11 protein-coding genes are annotated in these 8,687 nt (G+C 66.7%); 3 read left to right on the top strand and 8 right to left on the bottom strand.

Annotated elements, in window-relative coordinates:
* Positions 1 to 893, top strand: an 893-nt coding sequence (locus OXQ95_RS18390; RefSeq protein ID WP_267383055.1) for a YncE family protein, incomplete at its 5' end; no start/stop codon positions are given.
* A 22-nt stretch (positions 894 to 915) separates the two neighbouring features.
* On the opposite strand, the gene OXQ95_RS18395 is transcribed toward OXQ95_RS18390, so the two are convergent.
* From OXQ95_RS18395 to OXQ95_RS18415, 5 genes are read right to left on the bottom strand one after another with little or no spacing between them, the layout of a single operon-like run.
* The gene (locus tag OXQ95_RS18395; protein ID WP_242098466.1) at positions 916 to 1,230 is read right to left on the bottom strand and encodes a cytochrome C oxidase subunit IV family protein; all 315 of its coding nucleotides are present in this window, start codon (positions 1,228 to 1,230) and stop codon (positions 916 to 918) included.
* A complete protein-coding gene (locus OXQ95_RS18400) occupies positions 1,227 to 1,853 on the bottom strand; it encodes a cytochrome c oxidase subunit 3 (protein ID WP_267383059.1) in 627 nt (208 codons plus the stop codon). The genes OXQ95_RS18395 and OXQ95_RS18400 overlap by 4 nt, the downstream gene beginning before the upstream one ends.
* Positions 1,843 to 3,936, bottom strand: coding sequence for a cbb3-type cytochrome c oxidase subunit I (locus OXQ95_RS18405; RefSeq protein WP_267383061.1), 2,094 nt, complete (start codon positions 3,934 to 3,936; stop codon positions 1,843 to 1,845). The genes OXQ95_RS18400 and OXQ95_RS18405 overlap by 11 nt, the downstream gene beginning before the upstream one ends.
* Positions 3,933 to 4,790 carry a cytochrome ubiquinol oxidase subunit II gene (locus OXQ95_RS18410; RefSeq protein ID WP_267383064.1) on the bottom strand — a complete coding sequence of 286 codons (858 nt, stop codon included), beginning with the start codon at positions 4,788 to 4,790 and terminating at the stop codon, positions 3,933 to 3,935. The genes OXQ95_RS18405 and OXQ95_RS18410 overlap by 4 nt, the downstream gene beginning before the upstream one ends.
* Positions 4,787 to 5,086, bottom strand: a complete 300-nt coding sequence (locus tag OXQ95_RS18415; RefSeq protein ID WP_267383066.1) for a hypothetical protein — start codon at positions 5,084 to 5,086, stop codon at positions 4,787 to 4,789. Before OXQ95_RS18415 ends, OXQ95_RS18410 begins: the two co-directional genes overlap by 4 nt.
* Before the next feature lie 9 nt (positions 5,087 to 5,095).
* On the opposite strand from OXQ95_RS18415, the gene OXQ95_RS18420 reads away from it, so the two are divergent.
* Entirely contained in the window at positions 5,096 to 5,953 is an 858-nt protein-coding gene (locus tag OXQ95_RS18420) for a serine hydrolase (protein WP_267383069.1), read from the top strand.
* 123 nt (positions 5,954 to 6,076) lie between these two features.
* Here OXQ95_RS18420 and OXQ95_RS18425 read toward each other — a convergent pair whose 3' ends face one another.
* Genes OXQ95_RS18425 through OXQ95_RS18435 form a run of 3 tightly spaced genes read right to left on the bottom strand, consistent with a single transcriptional unit; the run spans position 6,077 to position 8,318 of the window.
* On the bottom strand, positions 6,077 to 6,823 hold the full coding sequence (locus OXQ95_RS18425; RefSeq protein ID WP_267383072.1) for a glycoside hydrolase family 75 protein: 747 nt from the start codon (positions 6,821 to 6,823) through the stop codon (positions 6,077 to 6,079).
* Positions 6,823 to 7,857: a polysaccharide deacetylase family protein gene (locus OXQ95_RS18430; RefSeq protein WP_242098473.1), complete on the bottom strand. Its 1,035-nt coding sequence runs from the start codon at positions 7,855 to 7,857 to the stop codon at positions 6,823 to 6,825. The genes OXQ95_RS18425 and OXQ95_RS18430 overlap by 1 nt, the downstream gene beginning before the upstream one ends.
* An 11-nt stretch (positions 7,858 to 7,868) precedes the next feature.
* Positions 7,869 to 8,318, bottom strand: a complete 450-nt coding sequence (locus OXQ95_RS18435) for a hypothetical protein (RefSeq protein ID WP_267383075.1) — start codon at positions 8,316 to 8,318, stop codon at positions 7,869 to 7,871.
* A gap of 178 nt (positions 8,319 to 8,496) precedes the next feature.
* On the opposite strand from OXQ95_RS18435, the gene OXQ95_RS18440 reads away from it, so the two are divergent.
* The coding region (locus OXQ95_RS18440; protein WP_267383078.1) for a hypothetical protein at positions 8,497 to 8,687 on the top strand (191 nt) is incomplete at its 3' end.

Consider the following 8,687-nt stretch of genomic DNA (forward strand, 5'->3'; position numbering starts at 1 on the left):
GCTGGGACTATGCGCGCGTCGATTCCAAAGCCCACCGGCTGTATGTGGCGCGTCCGGACTCCGTGACGATGGTCGATCTCGCCAAGGGCGACGCGACGTCCTGGGGCACGCTCGCCCGCGGCCACGCCGTCGTGCCGCTGCCGGACCATCGCCTGCTCGTCACCAGCGGCAACGACGCGACGGTGCGCTTTTTCGACACAACGAGCGGCCGGCAGATCGCCAGCCTGCCCGTCGGCAAGAAGCCCGATGCGGCGATCGACGACGAGCCGCACGCGCGTGCCTATGTGATGAACGGCGTCGGCGGCACGGTGTCGGTGATCGATACCAACGCAATGCGCGTCACCCGCACCATCGCGGTGAAGCCCGCGCTCGAATATGCCGCGCTCGCCGATGGCACGCTGTTCATCAACAACGAGGACCTGAACGAGATCGAAGTCGTGGATGTCGCGCAGGGCAAGACCAGCGCGCCGATCGCAATGCCGGGCTGCGAGGGGCCGACCGGGCTCGCCTATGACGCCCGGCGCGCCATGCTCGTCAGCGCCTGCTCCAACGGCCAGGCCGCCATCGTCGACGCCAAGGCGCGGCGGCTGGTGACGCTCATTCCGATCGGCAAGGGTGCTGATGCGGTCATCCTCGACGCCGCCCGCCGACTGGCGTTCGTGCCGTGCGGCAAGGACGGCGTGCTCGACATCCTGGCGCTGGATCGGCCGGGCGGGATCGCGCATGCCGGCCGCGTCACGACCGAAGTCGGCGCGCGGACCGGCGCGCTCGATCCGGCGACGGGGATCGTCTATCTGCCGACCGCGCGGTTCGCGCCATCGCAAGCCGCCGGCGCCCGCCCCGCGCCGCTCCCCGGCAGTTTCCACATCCTCGTCGTCACACCCAAGGGGTGACCGCCGCGCCGGGCGCGGCCGGTCACATCATGCGGTGGCGAAGATTGCCGAGGACCACGAGCGTTCCCGAGACCATCAGCGCCACGATCAGCGCCGAAAAGAGCACCAATTGCAGGTCGTCTCGGCCGGATCGCTTGAGCGAGACGTGCAGGAAGAACCGGAAATGGACGATCGTCTGGACCAGCGCGAGCCCCAGGATCGCCGCGAACGTCTCGCCCGCCGGCATCGCCGGCCAGTGGACCAGCGCGAACGCGGCCCCGGTCAGCACCAGCGCGCTGGCATAGCCGATCCCGTACGACCGGATCTCGCGGGACTTGTCGGCGTCGGCGTCGCTCATCGGATCAGACCCTGCAGATAGACCAGCGAGAAGATCGCGATCCAGACGATATCGAGGAAATGCCAGAACAGGCCGAGCCGCAGGAGGTTGATCTTCACGCGCGTGTCGAACCCATAGGCGCCCACCTGCACCGCCATCACGACGAGCCAGAGGCAGCCACAGGCGACGTGAAGCCCGTGAAGCGGCACGAGCCCGAAAAACGCGGACAGGAAGCCGCTCCGCATCGGCACCGCGCCATGCGCGATCATCGTCCGGAAATCGTTCAGCTCGAGCGCCAGGAAACCCAGCCCGAGCAGCAACGTGACGCCGAGCCAGGCCAGCACCGTCCGGCGGGCGGCGCGATGCTTCATCGCCACGGAGGCCATGCCATAGGTGAAGCTGCTGGTCAGCAGGATCAGCGTTTCGGCGAAGGTCGGCCCGATCTCGTAGACATCGGCCGGGCGCGGCCCGCCCGCGGCCGCTGGCAGCATCACGCCATAGGTGGCGAACAGCAGCGCGAAGATCACGGCGTCGCTCATCAGGAAGACCCAGAAGCCGAAGATGTCGGCCTCCGCCTTCTCGTGAGCCCCGGGGTCGGTGATGCCGAGGTTCAGCCCGGCATGCGCGACATCGTCAGCGGCCATGCGACACCATCAGCGCCAGACCGCCGTTCAGGGGGATCGTCTCGGCCTGTCGCGGCACCGGCGTCGTGGCGCGGACCTGCGCCAGCCATGCGCGGTCGATCGCGGCGACGGCGGCCGCGGGCACGATCCGCGTCGTGTCGCGCGCGAAGCTGCGCAGGATGACGGTGGCGACCACGATCGCGCCGGCGCTCAGCGCCAGCCACCAGATATGCCAGACGAGCCCGAAGGCCAGGACGGTGCCGCCGATCCCGAGCGCGGGGCCGGCGGCGCTGTTGCGCGGCACTTCGATCGCTTCGTAGCGCGCGGCTTCGCGATAGGCGCGGCCGTCGCGCTTGGCATCGTGGAACGGATCGCGGCTGGCGACGTGCGGCAGCACCGCGAAATTATATTCGGGGGGCGGCGCGGCGATCGACCATTCGAGGCTGCGGCCATCCCAGGGATCGCCGGCCGCGACCCGGTTCGCCGCGCGGTCGCGGATGCTGACCCGCAGCTGGACGAACAGCGAGACGAGCGCGGCGAGCAGGATCAGCGCGCCCACGCCGGCCACATAGAGGAGCGGACGGAAGGCGGGATCCGACACCGCCTGCGCGCGGCGCGTCATCCCCGCCGCGCCCAGCACATAGAGCGGCATGAACGCGAGATAGAAGCCCAGCACCCAGCAGCCGAACGCCCGCCGGCCCCAGCGCTCGTCGAGGCGGAAGCCGAACGCCTTGGGAAACCAGTAATGATAGGCGGCGAGCATGCCGTACAGCAGCCCGGGGATCAGCATGTTGTGGAAATGCGCGACGAGGAACAGCGTGTTGTGCACCACATAATCGAGCGGCGGCACCGCGAGAATGATGCCGGTGAACCCGCCGAGCACGAACGTCATCATGAACGCCAGCGAATAGAGCATCGGCACGGTGAAGCGCACCTCGCCGCGAAACATCGTCCAGATCCAGTCGTAGATCTTGACGCCGGTCGGCACCCCGATCGTCATCGTCGCGATGCCGAACGCCGCGTTCAGATTGGCGTCCTGCCCCATGGTGAAGAAGTGATGGACCCACACGGTGAACGACAGCACCGCGATCGCCATGGTCGCGATCACCAGCGAGGTATAGCCGTAGAGCTCCTTGGTCGAAAAGGTCGACACCACCTCCGAATACACGCCGAACGCGGGCAGGATCAGAATGTACACCTCCGGATGGCCGAACAGCCAGAACAGGTTGGCATAGTTCATCATGTTGCCGCCGAGATCGTTCGTGAAGAAATGAAAGCCGAGATACCGGTCGAGCGCGAGGAGCGCGGTCGCGACCGTCAGCGGCGGCATCGCGAAGATCATCAGGATGCTGGTGCACAGCGACGTCCAGCAGAACAGCGGCATCCGCATCAGCGTCATGCCGGGGCAGCGCAGCTTGTAGAGCGTCACCGCGAAATTGAGCCCGGTGAGCGTCGATCCGATCGAGCCGAGCGTCACCGCCCAGATCCAGTAATCGGGGCCGACATCGGGGCTGAAGGCCAGGCCGGTATAGGGCGGATAGCCGGTCCAGCCGCCGGTGGAGAACTGCCCGATCGCCAGCGACACCATCATCAGCCCCGCAGCCCCGCCCGTCAGGCACAGGCTGACCGAGTTGAGCAGCGGAAAGGCGACGTCGCGCGCGCCGATCTGCAGCGGCATGACATAGTTGATGACGCCGGTGAGGAACGGCATCGCCATGAAGAAGATCATGATCGAGCCGTGGGTGGAGAAGAGCTGCGCGAAATGTTCGGGCGTGACGAAGCCCGGCGCCTGCACTGCGCTGGCCTGTTGCAGCCGCATCAGCACCGCCTCGATCAGCGCGCGGCTGAGCATGACGAAGGCGATGACCACATACATGATGCCGATCTTCTTGTGATCGACGCTGGTCAGCCATTCGCGCCAGAGCCAGCGCCAGCGGCCGAGCACGGTGAGCAGCACCGCGAGCCCGATCGCGCCGACGATCACCAGCGCGCCCGCGCCCGCGCCAATGATCTCGCTGACGCTCGGATCCTCCCAGGCGCGAACGAAGGGAAGATCGTGCCAGGCGAAGCGGCCAAGCAGCACGGGAAGGACGGGTTCGATCATTTCGCGGGAGCCTGCGTGCGCGCCATCACCCTGGCGAAGGTCGCGGGCGAGGCCGCGGAATAGAAGATCGGCGCGCGGGGCGTCGATCGCGCGAACAGCGCGTTCAGCGCCGCCGCGTCCAGCGGGCGGGCGGCGGCGCGCACGCGCGCCAGCCAGCGCCGGTAATCGGCGGCGCCGAGCGCGACCACCGTAAATTTCTGATCCTGAAACCCCGTGCCGTTGAACTGGGTGTTCTCACCCGCATACAGGCCGGGCGTCGTCACCGCGAAGTTCAGCTCGGTCCGCATGCCCGCCATCGCATAGATCTGCCCGGCCAGCCGCGGCATCATCAGCGACTGCATGACGGTGCCGCTCGTCAGGTCGACATGGACCGGTCGCCCGACCGGCACCGCAAGCTGGTTCACCGCGGCCACGCGCTGGTCGGGATAGACGAACAGCCATTTCCAGTCGAACCCGATCGCCTGGATGCGCAGGGCCGGCTGGCCCGAAGCGAGCGGACGATAGGGATCGAGGCGGAGCGTATAGTGCCACAGCACCACCCCCAGCCCGATCACGATCGCTGCCGGCGGTATCCAGATCAGCCCCTCGATCCACCACGCGAAATCCCAGTTCGGGCGGTAGGCCGCGCGCGTGTTCGACAGGCGGTAATGCCAGGCGAAGGCGGGCACCAGCAGCAGCACGGGCCCCGCCACGAAGACCAGCACCCCGCCGACGATCAGATAGAGATGCCAGGTCTGTTCGGCGACCGGCCCGGCATGATGGACGATCCCGCTGCGCAACGCCGTGCATCCCGCGATCAGGCCGCACCCGGCGACCGCCATGGCGGCGCGCACCGCCCGCGCGCCGGTGCTCACGCGGCGATCGAACGGACGATCCGCATGGCGCCGTCCGGGGCGGTGGACATCTCCGACGCCGGGTCGGGATGGCGGCGTGGCGGGAACGGGTTCATTGTCGCGTGATAGCCGCCGATGCCGCGGTCGGGCAAGCCGAACGGCATCATGGCGCCGATCGCCGTTCCGATTGAGGCGGCCTTGCCATCAACGTAAAGCTGGCGCGCGCGATGAGCCATTTCGCGAGAAAAGCTGCCGGCATATACGGATCCGCGGAAATGCGATTTAGCAGTAGCCAGTCGCCCGAAACCGACACACAAGGACGATCGATGCACCGGCCCCTGCTCTCTTGCCTCGTCCCTTGCTGTCTCGCCGCCAGCCTCCTCCTCGCCACTCCGGCGACCGCCAGCTCGCCCGAGTTGATCGGGCTCCAAAGTGCGCTTGGCGCATTGGTTTCGGCGCATCCCGGCGAATATGGCATTGCGGCGCTCGACCTGCGCGACGGATCGGCCGTCGCGGTCAACGGCGACATTCCGTATCCGATGGCCAGTACGGTCAAGCTCGCGATCGCCGGCGCTTACCTTGCCGAGGTGGACCGTGGCCTGCGCAGCCTCGACCAGGTCGTTGCCGGTCAATCTGCGGCGAACCTGTTGGAGCGGATGATCGTCCGCAGCGACAACCGCGCTGCCGACCAGCTTCTTACCACCGTCGGCGGCCCGGTCTCCGTCCAGCAGTGGCTGTCATCAAACGGCATCACGGGCATCCGGGTGGACCGGACCATCGCGCAGCTCCTGCGTGAACATGGGCATCTTGCCGACAGCAAGGATGTGGCGACGCCCAATGCCATGGTTGCCCTGCTCTACAAGCTGAATACCGGGATGCTTCTCAAGCCCCAAAGCCGCGCCTTGCTGCTCGGGCTGATGAGCCGATGCGCGACGGGCACCCGGCGGATCCGTTCGCTTCTCCCGGCCGGCACGCTCGTGGAGGACAAGACCGGGACGCTTGATGGCGTCACCAACGATGTCGGATTCATCACCATGCCGGATGGTCGCCGGCTGGCCATCGCGGTCTTTGCCAGAGGGGGGCGCGATCGCCAGCTCGGCATCGCCGAAGTCGCACGGGCGATTTACGACCGCTTCGCGGACGCCGAACGCAACGCGCTCACGCTTTTCCTGAAATTGCGGTGAGCGAAGCACCACGCGGCTGATCGCGGGCTGGCCACTTGCGATCAGCCAACGATCGTTATGATTGGCTCAACTCGGGTCGCTCGTTCCGATGAGAGGAGTGGCCAGTTCAAGCGACACGACGGATCATGACGGCGCGCGCGCCATGCCACTGCGCAGCCGCCTCACCTCGCGGCTGATCGTGATCGCCAGGTTTGCGGGGGTAAGATCGTGCCGGGCGCTGCCGGGGAACAGCACCGTCACGACATTATCGCCGATGCTTTCGATGTCGTCACCGACCCGCGTGCAAGACGTGTCTGGTCCACGCTCCGAACATAGCTCGCGTCCAAGCGCGCGGTGGAGCGCGATCGATCCTTCCCCAAGCTTTGCGAACGGGCCGGTATCGGCGACGATCACCGGCACCATCACGCCGTGATACTGGACATAGCCGAAATCGCCGACATCCACGCCGGTAAGCTTGGTGAACCTGCCCCGGACATCCCGCGGTCCGGCGAACGGGATCACGACATAGGGGATGGTGTCGGCATCGACCGGCACCTCGCCGCCCTTGCCATCGGGCAGCATCAGCGAGGTCGGGCACTGGTCCATGCGCCCGTGATTGGGGCTGCACGCGAAAGGCGAACCGTCGAGGTCCACCGCCAGCTTCGAGGCGTAGGCGATTTCCCCACCGGGCAGCCGGCGCAGAGCGGTGACCGCGTTGGGATCGCTACGGCACCCTCTGATCGCATGGCCGCTGAACCGATCCTCCCGGTCGCAGGTGGCGAACTCCTGCCGGTAAGCCTCGTCGACGGCCCGGCCGGCCGGAAGATGGACCCCAGCCGGCCAGGGCGAGACGACCGCAACGGCCGCGATGAGTAGCGTAGATGGTGACATCAGTTCGCCTCGGACTGCCTGAGGGCCGACGATGCCGTATGTGGGTCGGCGGCAGCTTCAAGACGCGCGTCGCTCTGCACGATTTCAGGCGGCACCGTCGGCATGGCATCGAACGGCAAGTCGCGATGCAGCGTCGATGCCCAGCGTTCGAGCCACTCGTTGCCATCAGGGCCGATATAATGGTCTGCCGTGCGGTAGGCTGGATCATGCATCGCGACGCTCAGCGGCACCACCTGCAGCCCCGCATGGCGCAGGATGGTGGCAAGTCCATCGATGCTCGCCGCGTTCAGGCGGCTGGCGTGGAGCAGAAAGACGAAAGCCGGTTCGCGTCCGAACAGCGTCGTGCCGGCGCTGACATACCAGTCGACGATCGCGCGCGTGAACGTCAGATATTGCTCGCGTATGTGGATCGCCTCGGCAGTGGCGCCGCGTGCGACCGCATCGTCATAGGGTGCCGAGAATTGCCAGTCGCTGTTCTCCATCGTGACCGGCGCCACGCGGTAATGGTGCTCCGCAAGCCAACCAACCACCCGATCGTGACTGGCGCGCGTCTGCCCCGTTTCCAAATAGGGATAACGGAACCACTGCTCGTGACGGCCCCGAGCGGACAGCAGCCTGCCGGTTTCCGTCTCGTCACGAACGATGTCCGCCACATACGCATCGGCAGGCGTCGTATCGAGCGAGGCGTGCGAGTAAGTGTGATTCCCCAGGTCCATGCCGGCGTTCAGCCAGCGCGCAAGCAGCAAGGTGCGCTGCGGCTTGTCCGGCCCTTCGAGCTGAATTTCATTGACGAAACCGGTCACCCGCCACCGATGGCGGATGAAGCCGCTCAGGAGCTGATCGGTGACCACTGCGCCGTCGGCCGCCGACGCCAAGGCGCCGAACACCGGCACGTCGTCAAAGGTCAGCGCGACCTTGCCCGATCGAACCGGTGCGTTGCCGATCAGCAGCAGGGCCGCAACGCTCGCCACCGACCGACGAGACGCGGTCACATAGTTTTTTAAGCGCCAGGCCGCCGGCCTGTGCCGCGGCATGCACGCTCGACTCATCGCTGGGAGTTTTGCTGGGAACTCAACGTACGCGCTGCATCGATCAGCGGCGTCAGCGCCGCCCGAAGGCGATCGGCGGTTTGCCGCAGCTCTGCGGCCTCCGCCATCGCGCCGCCCACCGCCGCACCGCCCGTAGCCACGGCATGGCGCGATCGCTCGTACAGGTGGCGGTCATAGTCCGGGTCGTGGCGCCGTTGGACGCTATGCAGCGTATCGTCCGGCCGAACATCGTCGCGCGGGTCGCTAAGCGCGGCCAGCGGTCCCACTTTGGTGTCGAGGATGATGTCGGCGAGCGACGCGATCTGCGCCGCGATGAGGTCTTGCGCTGCGGGGCTGGTCAGCAACCGTGCCGCGTCCGCCACCTTCGGATTACGGGGGACGGGTCGCTGAGCCGCGGCGGGCGTGGCGATGACAAGGAGGAGGAGCACAAAGGGAAGGTTCTTCATGCGCCAATCTCCTGCGCCTACGCGATATCGCATATGTAGCGGTTTTCCCCTTCTTGTTCCAGTGCTTACGCGGGCGACCTCGGCAGGAACACCAACGACAATACCACTTTCCATACGCGATGGCTGTCATTCGGCAGCCGCTTGTCCACTTCCGGAAACCAACCATAAGCCGAGTGGGATGCTTGACGATGGGACTGTTCGTTGCGAAGTGGCGGAGATTCTGTCGACGCTTATCGAGGGCGTAACGATCTACCCCGATGGCCGGACCGGCCCGGAGGCCGAGGTGGTGGCGAAGGTGTCGGACCCGATGGCGTGGGCCACAAACGACGACGCCGCCCCGAGGGGCGGCGTTGTCGTGTTCTATAACGT

Origin of the sequence: Sphingomonas sp. GC_Shp_6 (genome assembly GCF_026540835.1) — a bacterium.
Lineage (GTDB): Bacteria > Pseudomonadota > Alphaproteobacteria > Sphingomonadales > Sphingomonadaceae > Sphingomonas.